The sequence below is a fragment of the Rhizobium sp. PRIMUS64 genome (genome assembly GCF_023006465.1).
Classification (GTDB): Bacteria; Pseudomonadota; Alphaproteobacteria; order Rhizobiales; family Rhizobiaceae; genus Rhizobium; species Rhizobium leguminosarum.
The window spans coordinates 1-23,296 of record NZ_JALBGX010000057.1 but is presented as its reverse complement, the minus strand read 5'-3'; the positions used below and the strand labels follow the sequence as shown (position 1 = coordinate 23,296).

The 23,296-nt window shown below is 61.2% G+C and carries 22 protein-coding genes and 1 riboswitch; of the genes, 7 read left to right on the top strand and 15 right to left on the bottom strand.

Annotated elements, in window-relative coordinates:
- The first annotated feature begins 52 nt into the window (after positions 1 to 52).
- The 4 genes from MOV76_RS21590 (at position 53) to MOV76_RS21575 (ending at position 3,942) form a co-directional block, all read left to right on the top strand.
- On the top strand, positions 53 to 979 hold the full coding sequence (locus MOV76_RS21590; RefSeq protein WP_018244038.1) for an ABC transporter substrate-binding protein: 927 nt from the start codon (positions 53 to 55) through the stop codon (positions 977 to 979).
- Positions 980 to 988: 9 nt separating this feature from the next.
- Complete coding sequence (locus tag MOV76_RS21585; protein ID WP_047620240.1) at positions 989 to 1,738, top strand: amino acid ABC transporter permease; 750 nt, start codon at positions 989 to 991, stop codon at positions 1,736 to 1,738.
- Positions 1,735 to 2,535, top strand: coding sequence for an amino acid ABC transporter ATP-binding protein (locus MOV76_RS21580; protein WP_247265242.1), 801 nt, complete (start codon positions 1,735 to 1,737; stop codon positions 2,533 to 2,535). The genes MOV76_RS21585 and MOV76_RS21580 overlap by 4 nt, the downstream gene beginning before the upstream one ends.
- A gap of 210 nt (positions 2,536 to 2,745) precedes the next feature.
- On the top strand, positions 2,746 to 3,942 hold the full coding sequence (locus MOV76_RS21575) for an FAD-binding oxidoreductase (protein ID WP_247265241.1): 1,197 nt from the start codon (positions 2,746 to 2,748) through the stop codon (positions 3,940 to 3,942).
- Positions 3,943 to 4,004: 62 nt separating this feature from the next.
- Here MOV76_RS21575 and MOV76_RS21570 read toward each other — a convergent pair whose 3' ends face one another.
- From MOV76_RS21570 to metA, 6 genes are all read right to left on the bottom strand, one after another.
- On the bottom strand, positions 4,005 to 4,733 hold the full coding sequence (locus tag MOV76_RS21570; protein ID WP_131605686.1) for an SIS domain-containing protein: 729 nt from the start codon (positions 4,731 to 4,733) through the stop codon (positions 4,005 to 4,007).
- 121 nt (positions 4,734 to 4,854) lie between these two features.
- Positions 4,855 to 6,006 (bottom strand): N-acetylglucosamine-6-phosphate deacetylase, encoded by a 1,152-nt coding sequence (gene nagA, locus MOV76_RS21565; RefSeq protein ID WP_182564464.1) that lies wholly within the window; start codon positions 6,004 to 6,006, stop codon positions 4,855 to 4,857.
- Positions 6,006 to 7,037: an SIS domain-containing protein gene (locus tag MOV76_RS21560; protein WP_047620237.1), complete on the bottom strand. Its 1,032-nt coding sequence runs from the start codon at positions 7,035 to 7,037 to the stop codon at positions 6,006 to 6,008. Before MOV76_RS21560 ends, nagA begins: the two co-directional genes overlap by 1 nt.
- Positions 7,034 to 7,807, bottom strand: coding sequence for a GntR family transcriptional regulator (locus tag MOV76_RS21555; RefSeq protein WP_003543751.1), 774 nt, complete (start codon positions 7,805 to 7,807; stop codon positions 7,034 to 7,036). Before MOV76_RS21555 ends, MOV76_RS21560 begins: the two co-directional genes overlap by 4 nt.
- Before the next feature lie 163 nt (positions 7,808 to 7,970).
- A complete protein-coding gene (locus MOV76_RS21550; protein ID WP_247265240.1) occupies positions 7,971 to 8,993 on the bottom strand; it encodes an aldose epimerase family protein in 1,023 nt (340 codons plus the stop codon).
- 226 nt (positions 8,994 to 9,219) lie between these two features.
- Complete coding sequence (gene metA / locus MOV76_RS21545) at positions 9,220 to 10,143, bottom strand: homoserine O-succinyltransferase (protein WP_018244046.1); 924 nt, start codon at positions 10,141 to 10,143, stop codon at positions 9,220 to 9,222.
- 47 nt (positions 10,144 to 10,190) lie between these two features.
- A riboswitch (SAM riboswitch) is annotated at positions 10,191 to 10,268 on the bottom strand.
- Positions 10,269 to 10,380: 112 nt separating this feature from the next.
- Here metA and MOV76_RS21540 point away from each other — a divergent pair.
- A complete protein-coding gene (locus MOV76_RS21540) occupies positions 10,381 to 12,270 on the top strand; it encodes an ABC transporter ATP-binding protein/permease (RefSeq protein WP_247265239.1) in 1,890 nt (629 codons plus the stop codon).
- 71 nt (positions 12,271 to 12,341) lie between these two features.
- Here the strand turns inward: MOV76_RS21540 and MOV76_RS21535 are convergent, their stop codons facing one another.
- The 4 genes from MOV76_RS21535 to MOV76_RS21520 all read right to left on the bottom strand — a co-directional run bounded on the left by MOV76_RS21535 (position 12,342) and on the right by MOV76_RS21520 (position 16,199).
- Entirely contained in the window at positions 12,342 to 12,971 is a 630-nt protein-coding gene (locus MOV76_RS21535; protein ID WP_032980592.1) for a hypothetical protein, read from the bottom strand.
- 120 nt (positions 12,972 to 13,091) lie between these two features.
- A complete protein-coding gene (locus tag MOV76_RS21530) occupies positions 13,092 to 14,909 on the bottom strand; it encodes an ABC-F family ATP-binding cassette domain-containing protein (RefSeq protein ID WP_018244049.1) in 1,818 nt (605 codons plus the stop codon).
- A gap of 3 nt (positions 14,910 to 14,912) precedes the next feature.
- A complete protein-coding gene (locus MOV76_RS21525) occupies positions 14,913 to 15,569 on the bottom strand; it encodes a thiamine diphosphokinase (protein ID WP_182564461.1) in 657 nt (218 codons plus the stop codon).
- 102 nt (positions 15,570 to 15,671) lie between these two features.
- Positions 15,672 to 16,199 (bottom strand): MarR family winged helix-turn-helix transcriptional regulator, encoded by a 528-nt coding sequence (locus MOV76_RS21520; protein ID WP_026188553.1) that lies wholly within the window; start codon positions 16,197 to 16,199, stop codon positions 15,672 to 15,674.
- A gap of 116 nt (positions 16,200 to 16,315) precedes the next feature.
- Here MOV76_RS21520 and MOV76_RS21515 point away from each other — a divergent pair, with 116 nt between their 5' ends.
- Positions 16,316 to 17,854: an MDR family MFS transporter gene (locus MOV76_RS21515; RefSeq protein WP_247265238.1), complete on the top strand. Its 1,539-nt coding sequence runs from the start codon at positions 16,316 to 16,318 to the stop codon at positions 17,852 to 17,854.
- 387 nt (positions 17,855 to 18,241) lie between these two features.
- The gene (locus MOV76_RS21510; RefSeq protein ID WP_018244053.1) at positions 18,242 to 19,786 is read left to right on the top strand and encodes a M48 family metalloprotease; all 1,545 of its coding nucleotides are present in this window, start codon (positions 18,242 to 18,244) and stop codon (positions 19,784 to 19,786) included.
- Between the two features lie 153 nt (positions 19,787 to 19,939).
- On the opposite strand, the gene MOV76_RS21505 is transcribed toward MOV76_RS21510, so the two are convergent.
- From MOV76_RS21505 to MOV76_RS21485, 5 genes are all read right to left on the bottom strand, one after another.
- Positions 19,940 to 20,803 (bottom strand): RNA polymerase factor sigma-32, encoded by an 864-nt coding sequence (locus MOV76_RS21505; protein ID WP_018244054.1) that lies wholly within the window; start codon positions 20,801 to 20,803, stop codon positions 19,940 to 19,942.
- Between the two features lie 377 nt (positions 20,804 to 21,180).
- Positions 21,181 to 21,753, bottom strand: coding sequence for a CarD family transcriptional regulator (locus MOV76_RS21500; protein WP_003543775.1), 573 nt, complete (start codon positions 21,751 to 21,753; stop codon positions 21,181 to 21,183).
- A 393-nt stretch (positions 21,754 to 22,146) separates the two neighbouring features.
- The gene (gene fdxA, locus MOV76_RS21495; protein ID WP_130653283.1) at positions 22,147 to 22,485 is read right to left on the bottom strand and encodes a ferredoxin FdxA; all 339 of its coding nucleotides are present in this window, start codon (positions 22,483 to 22,485) and stop codon (positions 22,147 to 22,149) included.
- 194 nt (positions 22,486 to 22,679) lie between these two features.
- On the bottom strand, positions 22,680 to 23,084 hold the full coding sequence (locus MOV76_RS21490; protein ID WP_047620232.1) for an RNA-binding S4 domain-containing protein: 405 nt from the start codon (positions 23,082 to 23,084) through the stop codon (positions 22,680 to 22,682).
- Positions 23,085 to 23,086: 2 nt separating this feature from the next.
- The coding region (locus MOV76_RS21485) for a hypothetical protein (protein ID WP_247265237.1) at positions 23,087 to 23,296 on the bottom strand (210 nt) is incomplete at its 5' end.

The window sequence follows — 23,296 nt, the reverse complement described above, 5'->3', positions numbered from 1 at the left end:
GTCTGCATATTCTTAATATATCAGCAATATATAACCACAAAGAGGGGTTCCAATGAAACATGCTGAATTGACGAAAAAATCGCAGGCAAACGGGATTATTGCCTTGGCGGTCTTGGGTTTGGGGCTATTCGCGACGGCGGTGCCATCCACTGCAAACGCCGACGATCTGGAGCTGATGAAGCCGGGCACACTCGTCGTTGCAGTGCAGCCTTACATGCCCTATACGGCGGTCAAGGATGGAAAGCTGGTCGGTCTCGACAGCGACATCCTGACAGCCGTGGCCGATAAGCTCGGCCTCAAAATGGAAATCAACGTCACCGACTTTCCAGGCATGCTGGCTTCCGTCCAGACGCAGCGGGCTGATATAACCATTGGCGGAATTGCATGGTCCGACGCTCGCCAGAAGGTCGGCCTGTTCACGGACCCTCCGTACTATTCGCCGCCGGCCATGGCGGTGAGCGGCACGGCGAGCTTTCCGGATGTTGCGAGTCTGGAAGGCAAAAATCTCGGCACTGTGACGGGGTATGTCTGGGCGAAATCGATCGCGCAGGTCCCTAACGCATCACCACATACGTTCCCGAACGCCGAAGGTGTGTTCCAGGATATTTCTTCCGGACGTCTGGACGTTGGCTTTCTTGATCCGCTGCTGATCACCTATCAACAGCAGCAGCGCCCCGACATGAAGGTCCGCATCGAATATCTGAAGCCGCCGACAAACGAACAGGTGGCCGCACACCCCGATTACAAATATTTTCAAGCCTACATGACCGGATTCTACCTTCCCAAGCAGTCGCCGAAGCTGGCCAAGGCTGTATCCGATCAGATCGACGGCATGTACAAGGATGGATCCCTTGCGGCTTTGATCACGAAATGGGGCGGCGATCCCAAGCAGTTCCTGGTTCCATCGCCCGAGATGGCGGCACAGCGGCGCGGCGTTGACCGTCCCGCCGACTGGAACCCGCCTTCCATCGCGAAGTGAGATCGGGGCATGACGGCGCTGTCATCCTTCACCGATGTTTTCCAGGTTCCCTGGAATGACTACGTCGGAAGCATTGCCGGGGGTCTGCTCAGGACCCTCGGCTACACCGTGGCCAGCTTCATTGGCGCGACGATTCTTGGTCTTGCACTTGCGTTGATGAGGCTCAACCGGCTGCGGCTCGTCCGCGTCCCTGCAGCGTTCTATACCGAGCTCTTTAAAAACGTACCGCTTCTGGCGATCATATTCCTCACATACTTCGGCCTGCCTTCCGTAGGCATCAGGCTGGAGGTTTTCGAGGCTGGAGTGTTGAGCTTGGTGCTCTTCTACGCCGCTTACCTGTCCGAGATCTTTCGGGCCGCTATCGCCGGCGTACACCAAGGACAGCAAGAGGCGTCTCAAGCTCTCGGGCTAGGGCGCGGCAAAACGTTCACCCATGTCGTCCTGCCGCAGGCAGTGCGGCTCGCGCTTCCCGGTACGAACACAATGTTCGTCGACCTGATCAAGTCGACCTCGCTGCTTGTCACGATCTCCGCCGCCGAACTGATGACACAGGCACAGTTGATAGCCTCGGAAACATTCCGAGGGCTTGAAGTGTATCTCGTGATCTCTACGGCCTATTTCGCTATCTGCTACCCGGTGTCACAATGTCTGCTTCTGCTGGAGCGCAAGATCCATGCGGGCGTGCCATTGTCCTTGGCCAGAAGGCGCCGGCTGAAATTAGCGAGGACCTACCTCGCCGAGGGGAAGATCTGCCCATGACGACCATCCCTGCCAAAACTCCTTTCGTGTCACGGCAGCCGGTCGGACGCCCGGCCGTCAAAATCAGCGGATTGCGCAAGTCTTTCGATGGGCGCCTGGTGCTTGACCGCGTCGATCTCGAGGTTCCCGCTGGCAAGATCGTGAGCATCATTGGCCAGAGCGGCGGAGGAAAGACCACCCTCATGCGCTGCGTCAATTTGCTTGAACGTCCCGGTCAGGGAACGATCACCGTCGGCGATGAGACGATCTTCGCCAATGGCGAGGTGACCTGCCGCAACCTTGCAAAGCTTCGGCAACGTGTCGGCATGGTGTTTCAGCGCTTCAATCTGTTCCCGCATCTGACGGCCGTGGAGAACGTCGTTCTCGCTCAGATGCATGCAGCCGGGATCGGCGAGAGAGAGGCTGTGGAACGGGCCGTGGAACTTCTGACGAGAGTAGGCCTCGCCAAACGGGCGATGGCTTATCCGGAACAGATGTCGGGCGGCGAGCAGCAGCGTGTGGCGATCGCACGCGCCCTGGCGCTAGAACCAACGGTGTTGCTGTTCGACGAGCCGACATCGGCGCTCGATCCTGAATCGACCGGGGAAGTGCTACGCGTCATGCGGGAACTTGCGGCCGACGGCATGACGATGATCCTGGTCACGCATGAGCTGCCCTTCGCGAAGGAAGTGTCCGACTGGGTCGTGTTCATCGACGGTGGTCTTATCATCGAGCAGGGAACCGCCGGAGATGTCCTTGACCGTCCAACCGAAGCACGCACGGCGGCTTATGTCGCGCGCTACGCTTCGCCAGGCTAAAGCATGTCGCGCAAAAGTGTGCAGCGGTTTTGCGGCAACGACATGCGTAGAAATAAAGAGCTAAAGCGCAAGGAGCGAATCTGAAAGATCGCGACGCGCCTTAGTCCTCGATTGAACCGAACCGGCCCGGCGGCGCATGGCGCCGCCGGGTTGGCGAATTCACATAACGGATCGCGGCATCACAAGGCGCCGAGGTAGATACATAATTTCATGGACAAACTAACGACAGATATCGCCGTCATCGGCGGCGGTGTGATCGGCGTGGCAACCGCGCTGCGGCTACGTGCAGACGGTCGCGATGTCGTAGTGATCGAACCTAACAAACCCGGTTCGGGAGCATCTTACGGCAATGCTGGAACGATCGCCGACTATGCAATCATTCCCGTCGGTACGCCCGCCGTCCTCAAAAACCTGGCTTCGCTGCTTCTCAATTCCGACAGCCCGCTGTCCATCCGCAAAACGGCATTGCCCACGCTGTTTCCTTGGCTGATGCGTTTTGCCTACGAATCTCTCCCGCACAGATACAGAGACAATACGAGCCGCATCGCCGACCTTCTGTCCGACGCTTCATCGGAATGGCTCGAACTCGCGGCAGAGATCGGCGCATCCGATCTTTTGAGCGCGAAGGGATGCCTCTATCTCTACCAGACGCCCGAGGCCTTCAAGGCAGCCGCTTCGGATGTCGAGCTTCGCCGAACCTATGGGATAGCGCAGCAGCTTCTCACACCCGACCAGGTGCAAAGCCTGGAGCCTCGGCTGCCGCAGGTCCATGGCGGAGGGCTTTTCTTTCCGAAAGCGATAAACTTCACCGATCCCGGCCAGGTCATGAGCGTGATGGAAGCCGCCGCCAAACGAGCGGGCGTCGAGTTCGTTCGAGACTCGGTGACGACTATTTCGCGTGAGCGGAGCGGAGTGAGGATGATGGCTTCGGCCCACAGCATCCATGCCCGAGCGGCGGTGATCGCTGCCGGCGCCCATTCCCGCGGTCTGGCTCTGCAGCTCGGAGAGCGGGTCCCCCTGGATACCGAGCGGGGTTATCATCTCGAATTCGATATGGAAACATTGCCGGTGGAACGACCGGTATGCCCGACGCATCATGGATTTTATTTTTCCCCGATGCGCGGCCGCCTGCGGGTGGCCGGCACTGTGGAACTCGGAGGCATCACCGCGCCTTCGAACCCAAGGCGCCTCGAAGTGTTGTTGGCAAACGCTCGCAGGATTTTCCCGACGCTTGGCGAACCAAGCCGCAGTTGGATGGGCTTCCGCCCTTCCATGCCCGATTCCGTTCCGGTCATCCGGCCTTCAAGAGGAGGAAGGGACGTGGTGTTTGCTTTTGGACACGGGCATATCGGTTTGACGCTGGCACCGCGGACGGCTCGGATGGTCAGCTCCATTCTTGCCGCTTGATCGCGTCAGGAGCATGTCGTGACATACGGAACTGTGATTGCGACACCGCTTCGCTCCCATCATCAGAGATGCGGGTTGCGCGGCCGGTATTTCCGCACGAGCTTCTGGTTGATCTCGGCAGCACCCGGCATGTTGGCGCTGAGATAGACCGGTGCATCGCCGGATTTCGAAAGCTCCGAGGCGACTTCGGCGAAGATCGCGTTGATGACCGTCACCCCGACCGCCGTCGAGACCGGCCCGACCCGAAGCCCCGTGCCTTCGAGATTGACAACGGCATCACCCGGCGGCAGCCCGTTATCGAGCACCACATCGGCCACGTCGGCGAGCCGCCGGCGGCCATTGGCGATCGCTGAGGAATAGGCGATCGAGGTGATGGCGATCACCTTTGCGCCGATTTCGCGCGCATAGTCGGCGGCCTCGATCGGCGCGGCGTTGACGCCGGAATTGGAGGCAATGATGATGACATCGCCCGGCTGCATGCCGTAACGCTCCAGCATCGGCCGCACCAGGCCCTGTGTCCGCTCATACACCGAACTGATGACCGCACCCTCATGCAGCATGGCCGAGCCGACGAGCACCGGCACGGTGAAAGCGAGCCCGCCGGCACGATAGTGCACCTCTTCCGCCAGCATATGCGAATGGCCGGTGCCAAAGACATAGACGCGCTTGTCGCCGTGGGCAGCATCAAGGATGACGGCTGCTGCCTGCGCCATCGGCTCGGCAAGCACCTGCTTCAGCTCTTCCAGCCGGCCGATCAGGTTGGAGAAATAGGCATCGGTAATGTCGGTCATCCCGCTTCTCCTAGAGCATGTCGCGCAAAAGTGTGCCGCGGTTTTGCGATAACGACATGCGTAAAAACAAAGATCTAAAGCGCGAAGAGCGAATCTGAAAGATCGCAACGCGCCTTAGCGTTCAGGCCGCTTCGCCGCCGAGCCAGGTGGCGGTGACGGCAAGCGCATCGGTCAGATGCACGAGATCGGCGCGTGTCCCCGGCGAGAGATGGCCGCGATCAGCAAGCCGGAGGAACCGGGCCGGATAAAGGGTCGCCATGCGTAACGCCTCGGCGAGCGTCAGATCGAGATAGGTGACGCCGTAACGGATCGTCGAGATCATGTCGACATCGGAACCGGCCAGCGTGCCGTCGGAAAGCACCAGCTTCGAGCAGAAGCCGCCTCTTTCGCGCCGGACGGTGCGCCCGTTCAGCGTGAACGAATCCTTCTCCGAGCCGACAAGCGACATCGCGTCGGTGACGAAGAACAGCTTGCCTTCGCCGCGCTTGGCGCGCAGTGCCGTGCGCAAGGCCTTCGGATCGACGTGATGGCCATCGGCGATGATGCCGCACCAGGTCGAGGGATGATCGATCGCCGCGCCGACGAGACCAGGCGCACGGTGTCCCAGCTGGCTCATGGCGTTGAAGAGATGCGTGACGCCCCGCGCGCCGGCATCGAAACGCTCTTCCGCCGCCTCGCTCGAACAATCGGAATGGCCGATGCTGATGGTGACACCGGCTTCCGCAAGCTCGCGCACCTGGGCAACCGTCACCTGCTCGGCCGCCATTGTGACGAGCAGAGTGCCGATCGCCTCGCGTGCCTGGATGAAGGCCTTGACGTCGCGGTCCTCCACCGGTCGCATCAGTTCGGCCAGATGCGCACCCTTCCTCGCAGGCGCCAGATGCGGACCTTCGAGATGCAGACCGGCAACGCCGCGGTTCGCCTTGACAGCCTCCTTGGCCGCCTCGATGGCGGCAATGGACGCTTCTGATGTATCGGTAATCAGTGTCGGCAGCAGCGACGTCGTGCCATAGGGCCGGTGCCCGCCGGCGATAATGTCCATCGAGGCGGCGGAAGGCTCGTCGTTCAGCATCCGCCCGGCGCCGCCATTGACCTGCGCATCGATGAAGCCGGCCGACAGAATACCGCCCGCAAGCGTCACCACCTCGCCGTCCGGCAGATCATCTCTGGCGACGATCGCTTCGACGCGGCCATCGGCAACGATGAGCGCCTTGTCGTCATGGAAGCGCTCGCCGTCGAAGATGCGGGCGCCGAGGAAGATCTTGCGGACCATCAGACCGTCTCCGTCACCTTGAGCAGGTTCGCCGGCTTGTCGGGATCAAAGCCCTTGCGGCGCGTCACCGACTCGATCAGCCGGTAATAGACGAGCAGCGACACCAGCGGATCGACGAGGCCGTTGCCCGTTGTCGGCACGCGCAGATGGACACCGGAAAGCGGCTGCGCCGAGAAGCCGACAGTGGTGGCGCCGAGCTTCTGCAGGCGCTCCAGCGCCTGGACATTGTTGGCGAAGGCCGCATCGTCGGGTGCGAAGGCGACGATCGGGAAGCCCGGCTGCACCAGGCGCATGGGGCCGTGCATCAGTTCCGCCAGCGAGAAGGCCTCGGCATGCAGGCCGGAGGTTTCCTTGGCCTTCAGCGCCGCTTCGAGTGCGATCGCAAAGGCCGGGCCGCGGCCGGCGGTATAGAGCGAGGTCGCATTGAACAGCACCTCCTCGGCTGCCGCCGTGTCGATCCCGGCGGTCGCCGACAGCGCCTGCGGCAGCTTGTCGAGCGCGGCCTGCAGGTCGGACGCGCCGCCGATCGCAGCCGTCACACCGGCAAGGGCGGCGACCGAGGCTATGAAGGATTTCGTCGCCGCGACGCTCTTTTCCGCGCCGGCATTGAGGCCGAGAACGATATCGGCCTGTTTCGCAAGCGGGCTGTCGGTGACGTTGACGACGGCGATCGTCGTCGCTCCGCCCTTCTTCGCCGCATCCTGCAACGCGACGATATCGGGGCTGGCACCCGACTGCGAGACGGTGAAATGGACGCCGCCCTTCAGATGCAGCGCCGCACCGTAGACGGAAGCGATCGACGGACCGACCGAGGCGACCGGAACGCCGCAGGTAATCTCGAAAAGATATTTGAAAAAGGTGGCGGCGTGGTCCGAGGAGCCGCGCGCCGCCGTCGTCACCACGCTCGGGCGGGCGGACGAAAACAGCCGGGCAATCTCGGCAAAGACCGGTTTTTCCTTTTCGAGAAGCGTGGCCACCACCTCTGGCGATTGGCCGGCTTCTTGCAGCATCAGTGACTGGTTGTCATTCATAGGTCATCTCCGATTCTCAATTCGGCTACGAAATCATAGGCATCGCCGCGATAATGCGAGCGGGTGTATTCGACGACGCGCTGGTCTTCCAGGCGCGAGACGCGTTCGATCAGGAGCGCCGGCGCGCCTGATTTGACGTTCAGGATTGCGGCGGAGGACGGGTCGAGCGTGACCGCCGTCAGCCGCTGCAGCGCGCGCACGGGCCTGTGGCCGCTGGCCGTCAGCGCATCGTAGAGCGATCCCTCGCCGCCGGCATCGTGCCCGAGGAACTTGATCGGCACCACGGCGCGTTCAATCGCCAGCGGCAGGCCGTCGGCAAGGCGCAAGCGGTCGAGTCTCAGCACCGGCTCGTCGCCGCCGAGGCCGAGCAGGAAGGATTCCTCCGGCGACGGCGTATTGACCGCCCGCGACAATATCCGTGCGGCCGGCAGACGCCCGCGTGAACGCATGTCGGCGGAGAAGGAGGAAAGCCGCCAGAGCGACTGTTCCATCCGCTCCACTCTGCTCGACACGAAAGTACCGCTTCCGTGGCGCGATTCCAATGCGCCGGACGCCATCAGATCGCGATAGGCGGTGCGCACGGTCACACGGCCGAGCTTCAGAGCTTCGGCAAGGTCGCGCTCGCCCGGGAGTGCGGTGCCGGGCTTCAGCAGCCCTTCCTGAATGAGGCCGGTCAGCGTCTGCGCCAGCCGCTTGTAGAGCGGCCCGGTCAATGCCTCGTCACGCAGGCCGCGGCTATTCAATTCCGCTATCAGACTGGTTCTATCCATGGACGCGCAATAGAACCTATATAGGACCAATCGGCAAGACAGAATCGAGTGCCGAAAGAAAAAACCCTCGCCGGCGGGCCGGCGAGGGTTTTCATAGCGACCAAATCTGACAACCGTGCGTCGACAGCGCCCCGCGTTAGAAACGCGCGGCGCTGGAGGACGCTCAGTTCTTGGTGAAGATATAATCCGTCTCCTGGCGCAGCACTTCGCCGGGGCGCAGAACCGCATTCGGAAAACCCTGGTGATTGATGGCATCCGGCCAGACCTGCGTCTCCAGGCAGAAGCCGGCGAATGGACCGTATTTGCGCCCGCCGATGCCGGGAGCCCCGGTATCGAGCTTGAAGCCGGCATAGAACTGGACGCCTGGCTCGGTGCTGCGCACTTCCAGCGACACACCGGAATAAAGGCTGCGGGCGAGCGCAACGGTTCGTTTGGCGGTGCGCTCGGCGGACAGGCAGAAATTATGGTCGTAGAACACCTGTTCGCTGCCGACGAAACGCTTCATCGGCGCCATCTCGCGGAAATCGAATTCGGTGCCCTCGACGGAACGGATCTCGCCGGTCGGCACCTGCTTCTCATCGGTCGGCAGATAATGATCGGCGGCAATCATGATATCGTGGCCAAGCGCATCGTCGCGACCGTCGAGATTGAAATAGGCGTGCTGGCAGACATTGGCGAGCGTCGGCTGGTCGCTGGTCGATTCGTAGGTGATCGACAGTTCACCGTTGCCATGCACCCAGAAAGTCGCCTGGATGGTGCAATTGCCGGGATAGCCGGCGCGGCCATCGGGATCGACGATCTTCAGCACCACGCGGTCGACGTCATGCTCGACGATCGTCCAGTTGCGTTTGGCGATATTGTCGCTGCCGCCATGCAGATGCGTCACGCCGTTTTCATTCAGTTCGAGCTGATAGTCCTTGTCGTCAAGCGTAAACCTGCCGCCGCCGACGCGGTTGGCGCAGCGGCCGGGTGTCGCGCCGAAATAGGATGAATAGAGGGGGTAGCTGTCGAAATCGTCGAAGCCGAGCTGCAGCGGCGCGTCATGTCCCTCGAGGCGCAAATCCTGGATGACTGCGCCCCAGCTTATGATCTTGGCCGTCAGCCCACCGCCCTTGATCACGACGCGATAGACGGTTTCGCCCGCCTTCGTCTGCCCGAAAACGTCCCGCTCCAACTTATCCGACATGATCGACCGTCCATTCTATCTCTGATGCGAATTCCTCAATTCGGAATCGATTTGAGGAATTTGCAGCGATTCAAACTGTGCATTGCACGTCCGATGAAGACGCGCGGTGTGGTAGGGTTCGGGACAGGAACCTGCCCGCATTTGCTTCATTCCGCAACCGGCGGATCAGAAAGAAAATGCCGCAGCAGTGAGGCGGCGGCACCGGCTCGGGGCGCGATCGGCAAGGTCAGAGGTCCGTGCCGATCTCTTCCACATCAAAGGGCGTCGTCTGGTAGATTTCGTTGATCCAGTTGCCGAACAGGAGATGCGCATGGCTGCGCCAGCGGTTCTGCGGCGCAAGCGCCGGATCGTTATGCGGGAAGTAATTGTGCGGCATCTTGATCGGCACGCCGGCATCGACGTCGCGAAAATACTCGTCGGAAAGCGAGGTGGAATCATATTCGACATGGTTGAACATGTAGAGCCGCCGGCCCTTCTTCTCGTGCACGAGACACACGCCCATCTCGGGTGATTCCATCAGGATCTCCAGGTTTTCGGACTTCTCGATATCGGCGCGGCGCACTTCGGTCCAGCGCGACACCGGCACTTCGAAATTGTCGGAAAAGCCGTTGAGATAGATCGACGAAGGCTTCAGGTTGCGGTGGCGGTAAACCCCGAAGGCCTTCTCTTTGAGCTCGTATTTCGGAACGCCGTGGAAATGATAGATCGCCGCCATCGCGCCCCAGCAGACGTTCATCGTCGAATGGACATTCGTTTCCGTCCAGTCGAGAATCTGCTGCATCTCCGCCCAATAGGTGACGTCCTCATAGGGCAAGAGCTCGATCGGCGCCCCGGTGATGATGAAGCCGTCGAACTTGCGGTGTTTTACCTCCTCCCAGGTCTGGTAGAAGGCAAGCAGATGATCTTCTGACGTATTCTTCGCCTTGTGGCCGCCGATACGGATGAGCGACAGTTCCACCTGCAGCGGCGAGGCGCCGACGAGACGCGCCATCTGCAATTCGGTCTTGATCTTGTTCGGCATGAGGTTGAGCAGCCCGATCTGCAACGGTCGGATATCCTGACGGATCGCCAACGTCTCGGTCATCACCCGCACACCTTCCTGAACCAGGGTTTCGAAGGCGGGCAGCGTATCGGGGATCTTGATGGGCATTGCGGTCACTCGATCAAAAACAAAAACCGGCGGCGAAAAAAATCGCTACCGGTCCGCACGCGGCCCTTTAGCGATTTTTTTAACGTGGCTGCAAGCCGGCCGGCCAAATCACCACGGAGCGCTTTAATTAGACCCAGTCGGGTCGCGAATCAACTGTCGACTGCAGTCAAGTGACCTCTGCCGCATCATCACAGTTTAATGAATGATAGAATCTGTTGATAGACCCGTAACGCCACCATGTTATTTATAGGGGCATGGGCGATTTGGAAAAGCGTAATGGCAGATAAGATTGAGGGGAGGCCGGGCATCCGGAGGCAGGATAGGGTAGGGTATGATTTCAGCCTGACATATCGCCTCGGCGTCATGTTCTCAGCATTCTGGAATTCGGAAGTGCGTGGCAGGGTGCTGTTTCTGGCGACCGTGCTGATCCTCGTTATCCTGGCGACGTCCTACGGCCAGGTCATATTGAACGAGTGGAATGCGCCCTTCTATGACTCGCTGGAGCGCCGCGACCTCGGCGAATTCTTCCACCAACTCGAAATCTTCGCGATGATCGCCGGCACGCTGCTGCTGCTCAACGTGCTGCAGGCCTGGCTGAACCAGATGACGGCGCTCTATATGCGTGAAGGCCTGTCACGCGATCTCGTCGACCAGTGGCTGAAGCGCAAGCGGGCACTGCGGCTTGCCTCCAGCGGCCTGATCGGCGTCAATCCGGACCAGCGTCTGCACGAGGATTCCCGCAACCTTGCCGAAAGCACGACAGGGCTCGTTCTCGGCCTGCTGCAGTCGACCATCCTCCTGGTGAGCTTCATCGGCGTGCTCTGGGAGCTTTCGAGCGGCTTCATCTTCCGCATCAGCGGCCACAGCTTCTCCATTCCGGGCTACATGGTCTGGGCGGCGATTTTCTATGCCGCTTCCGCCTCGGTGCTGAGCCAGGTCGTCGGCCGCAAGCTGGTCAAGCTCAATGCCGACCGTTTTTCGAAAGAAGCCGAGCTTCGCTTCACGCTGATGCATGCCAATGAGAACATGCCGGCGATCACCGTTGCCCGCGGCGAGGAGAACGAGCGCCGACGTATCAACACCGACATCAGCTCGGTACTGACAGTCGTCAAGCGGCTCGCCATGGCCAATACCAATCTCACCTGGGTTTCGGCCGGCTACGGCTGGCTGGTAATCGTCATCCCGATCATCGTTGCCGCCCCAGCTTATTTCTCCGGCGGCCTCACCCTCGGCCAGCTGATGATGTCGGTCGGCGCCTTCAACCAGGTCAACACGGCGCTGCGCTGGTATGTCTCCAATTTCGGCCCGATCGCCGAGTGGCGCGCCACGCTGATGCGCGTCACCGATTTCCGCCAGGCGCTGCTCGACATGGACGAGGACTTCGACCTGAAGGACAGCATCGCCTATGAAAACGCCGCGCCCGACACACTGACGTTGAAGGATGTGGTGATCGTCGCCAAAGTCGGCGAAGATATCGAGGAATGCGGCGGTTTCCGACTGCGTGAAACCAATGTCGTGATCAAGGCCGGCGAAAGGATCATGATCAACGGCGATCACAGCGTCAACCGCAAGCTGCTGTTCCAGGCGATGGCCGGCCTCTGGCCGTGCGGTAGTGGCACGATGGGCCTGCCGCCAATCGACGACATGCTCTTCGTTCCGCAGGTTGCTTATGTTCCCGGCGGCACGCTGCGCGAGGCGCTGGCCTTTCCCGAACGTCCCGAAGCCTACGAGAAAGCCGCCGTCGAGGCGGCCCTCGACAAGGTTGGCCTGCATTCGCTGATCGCAAGGCTCGATACCCGCGCCCGCTGGGACAAGCTGCTCGAAGGCGACCAGCAGAAAGCGATCGGATTTGCCCGCCTCCTGCTCGTGCGCCCGCGCTGGATCATCTTCGACGAAGTGCTGGAAGGCATGGAGCCGGAACTGCAGGAAACAATGGCCAACCTGCTCGTCTCCATGCCCGAAAGCGGCATGATCTATATCGGCCGCTCCGAGGCCTATCTCGAGGCGCTGAAGCCGCGCGTGCTGCATCTGCAAGCGCTGCCGTCAATTTCCGAGGAGCCGCCTGTCGCCCAGACCGGCGCCAGCGCCAGTGCGGGCGCTGCCGCCGTGCCCGCGCCGGCGCTTTAATACATGCCGCCCAAAAGTGTGGAGCTGTTTTGGGATGACGGCCTGCATAAGGTAAGGATTTGAGCCGCTGGTCACATCGGCGGCGTGATGCCGTTGAGGCCGACGGCGATCTGGCTGGCCGAGATGCTGCCGTCCGCCGCCTTTTCGCCGGTGACGACGACGCCGGCGCCGGGCTTCAGATCATCCTTGGTCGCAGGCGCCAACGTCACGATCGGCGTGCCATCGGCAATCGCGATCGTCTTTTCCTTGCCCTGATAAGTCAGCGTGATCGTGTGGCCGTCCACGGATTTGACGGCGTTGCTGACGGTCGCATTGGTCATCTGGCTGTTCGGCTGCGCATCCCAGGGACGGTTGCCCTCGCCGGTTCCCTTCATCGACGCCGGAAAGATCAGCACCTCGATCGCCCCGTCCGGGCCCGTGCCCTTCGGAAGTGAAGCGACGCCGACGAAATCGCCGGGCTTGATATCCTCGACCGAGGCTTTCTTGATGCCGCCGACCTTCCAGCCGGATTTCAGCGCGATCGTCGCATCGCTGCCCTCGCGCGTCTTGACGACGAGCGTATCGCCGCTGAGGCTTTCGATGGCGCCGCGAACACGAATGCGCTGGGCATCCTGCGCCTGCGCGGCTTGCGACAGGGCAAGGGTCACGAGGCTACCGGCGACAAACGCCGTGAAAATTCCGGAATAGGGCTTGCGAGACATCTGACTTTTCCTTGTCGCCATTGCGATCGGCAATATCCCCGGCTGCCGGACGGCACCTTATGCCGCAGGACGACACACTGACGAATCAAGGAAAAGTGAGCCTTCAGCCTCGAGAAAATCTCAGCCTTCCAGCTCTTCCCGCAGCATTTCGAGCTCCAGCCACTCCTCTTCCATCTTTGTCAGGCCGGCGCGCAGTTTTTCCATCTCGCTGGCAAGTCGGTTGAAGGCGGCAGGATCGCGCGTGAAAAGATTGGGATCTGCCATCACCTGTTCGCGCTTGGCGATTTCGGCTTCGGCCTTCGCCATTTCCTTCGGCAGGTTTTCCAGTGCGAATTTCTGCTTGAAGGAGAGTTTGACCTTCGAGCTGCCTGGCGCTGGTGCCTCCTGCGTCTTCGGCTTCTCCGCCGCCTTCTCGGCTTTTCTGCGCTCCTCGAGCGCGCCCTTGCGTTGCACAAGCATGTCCGAGTAGCCGCCGGCATATTCGATCCAGCGGCCATCAGGCGCATCCGGCACGGCGGGTGCGATCGTCGAGGTCACGGTGCGGTCGAGGAAATCGCGGTCGTGGCTGACGAGAATGACGGTGCCGGGAAAGCCGGCGACAATCTCCTGCAGGAGATCGAGCGTTTCGATATCGAGATCGTTGGTCGGCTCGTCGAGAATCAAGAGATTCGTCGGGCGCGAAAGGATGCGCGCCAGCATCAGCCGGGCGCGTTCGCCGCCGGAGAGGTTTCTGATCGGCGTACGCGCCTGTTCCGGCTGGAACAGAAATTCCTTCATATAGCCGGTGACATGGCGCTGCTCGCCGTTGACGAGCAGGTTTTCGCCGCGCCCGTCCGTCAGATAATTGGCAAGCGTATCCTCGGGGTCGAGATCCTCGCGCTTCTGGTCGAGCGTCGCGATCTCCAGATTGGTGCCGAGCTTCACCGTGCCGCTATCAGGCGCAAGCTGCCCGGTCAGCATCTTCAGCAGCGTCGTCTTGCCGGCGCCGTTCGGCCCCACGAGACCAATGCAGTCGCCGCGATGTACGCGGATCGAAAACGGCGTGACGATTGCCCGCTCGCCGAAGCTCTTGGTGATCTTGTCGGCCTCGATGACCAGCTTGCCGGATTCCTGCGCGTCCGAAACCGTCGCCTGCACCGTGCCCTGCGGCCCCTTGTGGCCGCGATAGTTCGAGCGCATCGTCTGCAGCTCACCGAGACGGCGCATATTGCGCTTGCGCCGCGCCGTGACGCCATAGCGCAGCCAGTGCTCCTCGCGCTCGATCGACTTGCCGAGCTTGTGCTGCTCCAGTTCTTCGGCCTCCAGCACCTGGTCGCGCCAGGCTTCGAAATGCGCAAAGCCGCGGTCGAGCCGGCGTGAGGTGCCGCGGTCGAGCCAGACGGTTGCCGTCGAGACCTTTTCGAGAAAACGCCGGTCGTGCGAGATCAGCACCAGGGCGCTGCGCGTCTTTTGCAGCTCGCCTTCCAGCCATTCGATCGTTGGCAGGTCGAGATGGTTGGTCGGTTCGTCGAGCAGAAGAATGTCCGGCTCCGGTGCCATAACCCGGGCAAGGGCAACGCGCCGCGATTCGCCACCGGACAGCATTCTGGGGTCTTCATCGCCGGTCAGCCCGAGATGCGACAGCAGATAGGTGACACGATAGGGGTCATCGCCCGGCCCGAGGCCGGCCTCGGCATAGGCCTGCACCGTATTGAAGCCGGCAAAATCCGGCGCCTGTTCGAGATAGCGCACCGTCGAGGACGGATGGCGGAAGACCTCGCCGGACTGTGCCTCGACCAGGCCGGCGGCAATCTTCAGCAGCGTCGATTTTCCCGAGCCGTTACGCCCGACGAGACAGATTTTGTCACCGGCCTCGATCTGCAGGCTAGCACCCGCCAGAAGCGGTGCGCCGCCGAAGCTCAGGAAGATATCGTCGAGTTTTAGAATGGGAGGGGCCAAAAATCAGACTCCGGAAAGATCATAGGGCCGGGCGAGCACGATTGCCCGGCCGCTGCGGAGCGAAAAGCGAACGGTGCCTTCCGCAACATTGGAAATGGTGCGCGACGAGCCGAAAGGCAGATGGAAATCCGCCAGCGGATAACGCGCATTCTCGATGGAAAGCCCTCTCAGCTCGCTGAATCCGGGCACGGAAAACAGGCTGCCCTTGGGAAGGTCCAGTTCGATCGTACCGGCAACCAGCGGCACTGCCTCTTCCTTGCCCGAGGTCAGCAGCAGGTCGAAACCCTCTTCCGCCAGGCTGACGGCCGACAGCAGGTGCTGAAGCGCGTGGTCGGAGCGTTCACCGCCGAGCGCGCCGGCGAGGATGAGCCGCCGCGCGCCCCGCGCGATTGCTTCCGCCACGGCGATTTCGCCGTCCGTCGCCGCCTTCGCTGCCGGATAAGGCTGTTTCGGCACATTGGGAAATGCATTCGCGAGATCGGCCGGTGTCGAATCGAAATCACCGACCCAGAGCTCCGGCTCGATGCCGAGTGCTGCCGCATGCCGCATGCCGCCATCGGCCGCAATGAAGCGGCTGTCGGCGATGGCATGGCGCAGGCGCTCCGTCAGGCTGAGTTCGCCGCCAAGGAGAATTGTGAAGGTGGATTGGCTCATGGGCATTGCCCTTAGCGCAAACGGGGGGTCGAGGGGAAGGGGCGCCGCTTGCCTGAAAGCGCCGCGCGTCCAACACCAACAGGACGCTCGATCACTTTGAACTGCCGCCTAGCCCGGCGTATCCTTGTCGCGCGACAGGAAGACCGCCTCGTAGCCGCCGATGAAGCGCTCGAAAAGCGCTGCGAAGCGCTCGACATCTTCCTGCGGCCAGTCGGAAACGATCTCGGAAATGATTGCAAGCTTCTGCGCGACGATCTCGGCAAGCAGGTCCTGGCCGACCTCGGTCATGACGACGACGATCCGCCGCGCATCGGCCTGCGAGGCCTCGCGGCGCAACACGTTACGCCCGACCATGTCGGCGACCACCCGGCTTGCCCGTGACGGATCGATGCGCAGCATCTCCGCGATCAGGCCGACCGTGACCTCGCCGGCAGGCTGCGCCCTCCGCACGGCATCGAGCACGTCGAGATGCGAAAGCTCAAGGCCTGGTGCAGCACTCTGGATCGCCAGCCGGCCGATCAGCCGACGCCCGGTCATCAGCCGCATGCGTGCCATGCTCCGGCCGATACGCGGCACGTTTTCACGATCCGGCTCGGCCGGCTCCGCAGAAAGGGTCTTGGTCAGGACGTCGCTCATCACTGGACCATAACAGAGCCGATTCGAAAATTGAATATGCCGACGTCATTAATGTGCCATTGACAACTATATGCTGTTAGCACATAAAAGCACATCAACCCGGAACGATGCCTCCCATGGACATGCAACTCGCGCCTGCGCCGCTCGTGACGGATCCTCGTCGCCGGCTTATCCTCTTCCTTTTCCTGATGACCGCCATGTTCATGGCGACGCTTGATAATCAGATCGTCTCCACGGCTCTGCCGACGATCGTCGGTGAATTCGGCCATCTCGAGCGTTTCGGCTGGATCGGCTCGGCCTATCTCCTGTCGCTGAGCGCCGTCATGCCGCTCTACGGCAAGCTCGGCGACTTGTTCGGCCGCAAATATGTGATGATGACGGCGATCATGATCTTCACCGTCGGCTCGGCGGTCTGCGGCCTTGCGGTCTCGATGAATACGCTGATCGCCGCCCGCGTGCTGCAGGGCCTTGGCGGCGGCGGCATCATGGTGTCGATCTTCGCCGTCAACGCCGATCTGTTCGAACCGCGCGAGCGGGCTCGCTACCAGAGCTATTCCAGCCTTGTGCTGATGGCATCGGGCGCGATCGGCCCTGTGCTTGGCGGCACGATGAGCGATCTCTTCGGCTGGCGCTCGATCTTCCTCGTCAACGTGCCGATCGGCTTCATCGTGCTCACCGGTCTTGCCTTCATGCTGCCCTACCGTAAACCGCATCGCCGCCCCAAGATCGATTATGCCGGTGCGCTCCTGCTTGCCATGACGACGACAAGCATCGTGCTTGCCACCGACAGCAGCGAGCTGTTCGGCGCGTTGATCTCGCCGCAGAGCATCGGCATCGTCGCCTTCGGCGTCATCTGCGCCGTCACCTGGGTATTCACAGAGCGCCGCGCGCCGGAGCCGATCGTTCCCCTGCAGCTGTTTCGCAATTCCACCTTCGGCCTGCTCCTGGTGATCTCGATCATGGGCGGCGCCATCGCCATCGGCATGGTCAATTATCTCGCCCTCTTCCTGCAGACCACGACCGGCCTTTCGCCGTCGGCCGCCGGCCTGCTCTTCATCCTCCTGACCGGCGGCCTCGTCTGCGGATCGCTGACAGCAGGCAGGATCATCTCGAAGACGGGGCGCTACAAGCCCTTCGCCATCGCAAGCCTCACCTGCAGCGCCACTGCCTTTGCGTTGATGTCGCAGATCCACGCCGGAACGCCGATCGTCTTCATCGGCGCGATCATGATGCTGCACGGCATCGGCATCGGCCTTGCCCAGCAGGTTCCCGTCATCGGCGTACAGAATGCAGCACCGGCCCGCGACGTCGGCGCCGCCACCGGCTCGGTGACGCTGTCGCGCATGGGCGGCGCCTCGATCGCTATTTCCATCTACGGCGCCATCATCGCCTCTGAGCTCGGTAAGGTCGGCGTCTCTATTCCCGGCGTCGCCGATATCGAGCAGTTGACGCCGAAGATGATGGCCGCCCTTCCCGAAGCGAGCCGCCAGGCCGTTGCCGATACCTATGCCGCCGCCTTCTCACCGCTCTTCATGACTTCCTGCGCCATTGCGCTGATCGGCCTTGCGGCCGCCATCATGCTGAAGCCGATGCAACTGCCCCGCGCCAGCGAAACGACGAGGCCGCAACCGGCGACAGCGGAAGCTGCCGAATAGTCGAATCGCCCCGCGGAAATGCCTTACCAAGAGGCGTCTCCTCACCGCGAACATATTTCTGGTTGCAATTTTCACGCATGGCTGTCGCTATCGGGCTGGTTATTTCAATCGGTCCGTTCTTTTTCCGCGCCGTCGACGAATCTCCGCTTTGTGACGGAACTTTCGCCATAATTTCATCCGAGCGAAGGGAGGCCTTAATGCCTGAGGCTTGCCAAAATGCAACGGCGCCACATTTAAGCAGAGTCTCGCTATGCAACCGATGCGTAAATCAGCTACAGCAAAGACTTGTATCGGCCGATTGTGCAGCGCGAGATCAGGGGTGCGCACCTGTTGAATTCCCTTTGCCATGGTCGGTCCGAATCTCAGGCAAACCGGCAAAACAACGACATGATGCGGAGAAACAGACTGGACAGCTTGACGACGTGGAAATCGCCCGCGCTTTCCAGTGATGCCATCTCCGCGCCGCGGCGCTTCGCGCGTCGCCTGATCCTGCTTTCGGCCGTCGCAATGGCGCTGAATGGCTGCCAAACGCTGATCGACCAATCCTATCAGCCGAGTGTTTCGCCTTCTTCCAATCCACAAATCGTCGACGAGGTGCAGAAGAACGACCCGCGCGCGGCGATGGGCGCCCGCGAGCATCCGCGCATCGTGGCAAGCTACGGCGGCGAATACAAGGACGCCAAAACCGAGCGCCTCGTCGCCCGCATCGCCGGCGCGCTGACGGCGGTGTCGGAAAATCCGAGCCAGTCCTACCGCATCACCATCCTGAATTCGCCGGCGATCAACGCCTTTGCGCTGCCGGGCGGTTATCTCTACGTCACCCGCGGCCTGCTTGCCCTTGCCAACGACGCTTCGGAAGTTGCCGCCGTGCTGTCGCACGAAATGGGCCATGTGACGGCAAACCACGGCATTGAGCGGCAGAAGCGCGAAGAGGCTGAGGTCATCGCCAGCCGCGTCGTCGCCGAAGTCCTTTCCAGCGACATCGCCGGCAAGCAGGCGCTTGCCCGCGGCAAGCTGCGGCTCGCCGCCTTCTCCCGCCAGCAGGAGCTGCAGGCCGATGTCATCGGTGTGCGCATGCTCGGCGAAGCCGGCTACGACCCCTATGCCGCTGCCCGTTTCCTCGACTCCATGGCCGCTTACAGTCGCTTCATGTCGGTTGATCCCGAAGCCGACCAGAGCCTCGACTTCCTGTCGAGCCATCCGAATTCCGCCCAGCGCATAGAGCTTGCCCGCACCCACGCCCGCGCCTTCGGCCAGGAAGGCTCTGTCGGCGACAAAGGCCGCGATTATTATCTCGATGGCATAGACGGACTGCTGTACGGCGACAGCCCGGAAGAAGGCTATGTGCGCGGCCAGACCTTCCTGCATGGCGGCCTCGGCATCCGCTTCGACGTGCCGCCGGATTTCCACATCGACAACAAGGTCGAGGCGGTGATGGCCACCGGTCCGAACGACATCGCCGTCCGTTTCGACGGCGTCGCCGACAATCAGAACCAGAGTCTCACCAACTATATCTCCAGCGGCTGGGTAACCGGCCTCGACCCGTCGACCATCCAGCCGATCACCATCAACGGCATGGAAGCAGCCACCGCGCGCGCCAGCGCCGACCGCTGGGATTTCGATGTCACCGTGATCCGCAACAATTCGCAGATCTTCCGTTTCCTGACCGCCGTGCCGAAAGGCAGCGACGCCCTTGAGCCAACGGCCAATGTGCTACGCGCGAGTTTCCGCCGCATGACGCCGGCAGAGGCGGCCTCGCTAAAGCCGCTGCGCATCCGCGTCGTCACCGTCCGGCCGGGTGAGAATATCTCGACGCTCGCTGCCCGCATGATGGGCACCGACCGCAAGCTCGATCTCTTCAAGCTCATCAACGCCCTGCCCACGGGTGCAGCCGTTTCAACAGGCGATCGCGTCAAGATCATCGCCGAATAAAAAAGGCCCGGCTTGCGCCGGGCCAGTCTGTGCTGCTGGAGGGGACAAGCATGTCGCGCAAAAGTGGGCAGCGGTTTTGCGATAACGACATGCGTAAAAAAAACACCTAAAAGCGCGACCGGCGAATCTGAAAGATCGCGACGCGCTTTCGGTTCAGGCGTAGGCCGCCATATGCGGATCGGCGCTGACGAGGGCGCTGCGGAGTTTTTCCATCGCCCGGCTTTCGATCTGACGCACACGTTCCTTGGAAATGCCGAGATCGGCACCGAGTTCTTCGAGCGTGGCACCGTCTTCCGCCAGACGCCGGGCGCTGATGATCTTCATCTCGCGTTCGTTGAGATGTTTCAGCGCCGAAGCGAGCCAGACGCGGCGACGCTCGCCGTCGATCATGTTTGAAACCTGCTCGTCCGGCAGGGGATCGTCGCTGACGAGGAAGTCCATCTTCTCTGCGCTCTCGGCATCGCCGGAGACCGAAGGCGCCTGCAGCGAAGCGTCGTTACCGGAAAGCCTGGCATCCATCGTCTGCACATCGGCGAGGCTCACGCCGAGGGCCGCGGCGATTTCCTGGTGAATGGATTGCAGCGTCAGCTGTGTGTCACCCTTGGCGAGCTTGGCGCGCAGACGACGCAGATTGAAGAACAGCGCCTTTTGCGCTGAACTCGTGCCACCACGAACGATCGACCAGTTGCGCAGGATATAATCCTGGATCGAAGCCCGGATCCACCAGCTTGCATAGGTCGAAAAGCGCACGTCGCGTTCCGGCTCGAAGCGTGCGGCGGCCTCCAGCAGGCCGACATAGCCCTCCTGCACAAGATCGCTCATCGGCAGGCCGAAATTGCGGAACTTGCCAGCCATGGATATGACGAGGCGCATATGGGCCATGGCGATCTGGTTGCGCGCGCCGCGGTCGTCGTGATCCTTCCAGCGGGTGGCGAGATCGTGCTCTTCCTGACGGGCAAGATAGGGGGCGGCCATCGCGATTTTGATCATGCGCCGATCTGCAGACATGTTCTTCATTTCGATCTCCCAAAGCAGGCCTCTCGCCCTGAAATGAACAATAAAACTCGTGTTCCGGAACATCGCTGTCCAGATTGAATGGGTTCTGAATGCATAAAAGCCTCGCCCCTGGACTTTTCAGGGGGAGGCCCTATTTCTCATCATGTGCCGGTAAGACGGCTGGGCTGGACCTGTTTCTTCACTTTGCCGGATGGGCAATATAGAAAAGGCATGATCCGCTCCTCATCGAACATTGACGTAATAGCAGTTCGCTCGTTGAGGCCATTGCCTGACGAGCAGTCCGCAATTACGTGTGATAAACGCGGCAGTCGGGAAAAAGTTCCAATAAAAAAACCCGGCACGAAGGCCGGGTTTTTTGACAGAAAAACAGGGTCGCTTTACGCGGCTTCGTCCTGCGAATCGTCTTCTTCAATCGCCTTGCCGCGCTTGGGACCCTTGTTGAGATTGGTCTCGACGAGACGGACGGCTTCGGTTTCCGACATCTTGTTGACAGCGGCGATTTCGCGCGCCATGCGGTCGAGCGCAGCCTCATAGAGCTGGCGTTCGGAATAGGACTGCTCGGGCTGGTTCTCGGCACGATAGAGATCGCGCACAACTTCAGCGATGGAAATCAGGTCGCCGGAATTGATCTTGGCATCATATTCCTGGGCGCGGCGGGACCACATGGTACGCTTGACGCGCGCCTTGCCCTGCACGACCTTCAATGCACGCTCGACGAAATCCGTTTCCGAAAGCTTGCGCATACCGATGCTCATGGCCTTCGCAACCGGAACCTTCAGACGCATCTTGTCCTTCTCGAAATCGATAACGAAAAGTTCGAGCTTCATGCCGGCAACTTCTTGCTCTTCGATAGCGGTGATGGTACCGACGCCATGAGCGGGGTAGACGATCGATTCACCGGTCTTGAAGCCGTGACGTGCTGTAGAAGGCTTTTTCTGCTGAGTCGTCATTCTATTCAAAAACTCCCTGTTACGCTTCCGGCGGCGGCCGGAGCCGGGTCAGTCAGGCCCGGGTGAGACGGTAGTATCCGTCGGGTGACTTCACTCTGGTCCCATCGGGCAAAAGCAAAGACTTCTTGCGCGCGATCTTGGGACCCGGCGCTCAAAGCGTTGATATGTCACGGAAACCGCGTACGGATTGGTTTTGCTTTCGTGATGGTTTTGGGCATGCGTCATGCCACAAATGGAACAGTAACCGAAACCTATCATAAAAATATGAGGAAATCAATAATTTGCTTCGCTTGAGTCATGCGGACAACACATGTCACCCATATGCCTCACGCAGCTTTTACAACGTTTCGCCCCGCGGTCGCCCGAGTCCGGCGACCGAATGTGGACACTGTTTCAATCGCCGGAACCAGGCTTCTCGGAAAAATATTTCTCGAATTTTCCGGCCTCGCCATCCATTTCCTTGGCCTCAGGCAACGGCTCCTTCTTGACCGTAATATTCGGCCAGATCGTCGCATATTCGGTGTTGATCTTCAGCCATTTGTCGAGGCCCGGCTCGGTATCGGGCTTGATCGCCTCGGCGGGACATTCCGGTTCGCAGACGCCGCAATCGATGCATTCGTCGGGATGGATGACGAGGAAATTCTCGCCCTCATAGAAGCAGTCGACAGGGCAGACTTCCACGCAATCGGTGTATTTGCACTTGATGCAATTGTCGGTCACGACATAGGTCATGAAGAACTCCAGGATTTCCATGCGGATGGGGCCGGGCAACCTGGAACGTCGCGCCTATCCCCGTGCCGGAGGAAAAGCGTGAGCAGGCTTGGGAGGCAAGCACGCTTCCGGCAGGTTGTCAGTGACGTATCGGCTTTATCGCCGGATTTCAAGGATAAACGATCTGCAAAAGCCGCCACCGCAGACAGAGTTTTCTAATCCTCGTCCGACATCAGCCTGTCGATTGCACGTCTTTCCTTTTTGGTCGGACGGCCGGTGCCGGTCGCCCGGATCGCCTGCTCGTAGGGCGTGAGACGTTTTGCCTCATCGGGCGGCGGGGATTGGTCGTCGTAAAGCAGGCGCGCCTGCTCATAAGGCCCCCGCCGCTCGCCGGCAAGGCGCACGACGAGCACGACATCGCGCCGCTCTAGCGTCAGCTCGATACGGTCACCCGGCTTGACCAACTGGCTCGGCTGGCTGCAGCGCTCGCCGTTGATGCGCACATGGCCTGATTGGATATGGCTCTGCGCCACCGAGCGTGACTTCGCCATGCGCGCGAAGAACAGCCACTTGTCGATGCGCTGGCGCGAACCGCTTGTCGGCTGTGTCTCCCCGCTCATGACTACTTCTTCATCTGCTCCTTGAGGGCTGCGAGCTTGGCGAAAGGCGAATCCGGATCGATCGGCTTCTCCTTGCGCGGCGGCTTGGCCTCAAAGCGCAGCGGCTGCGAGCCGCCGCGATTGTTGTTGCGGTCGTTACGATCGTTGCGGTCACCGCGATCCTTGCGATCGCCACGGTCCTGCCGGTCGCCGCGCGGCTGGTCGCCCCGTGG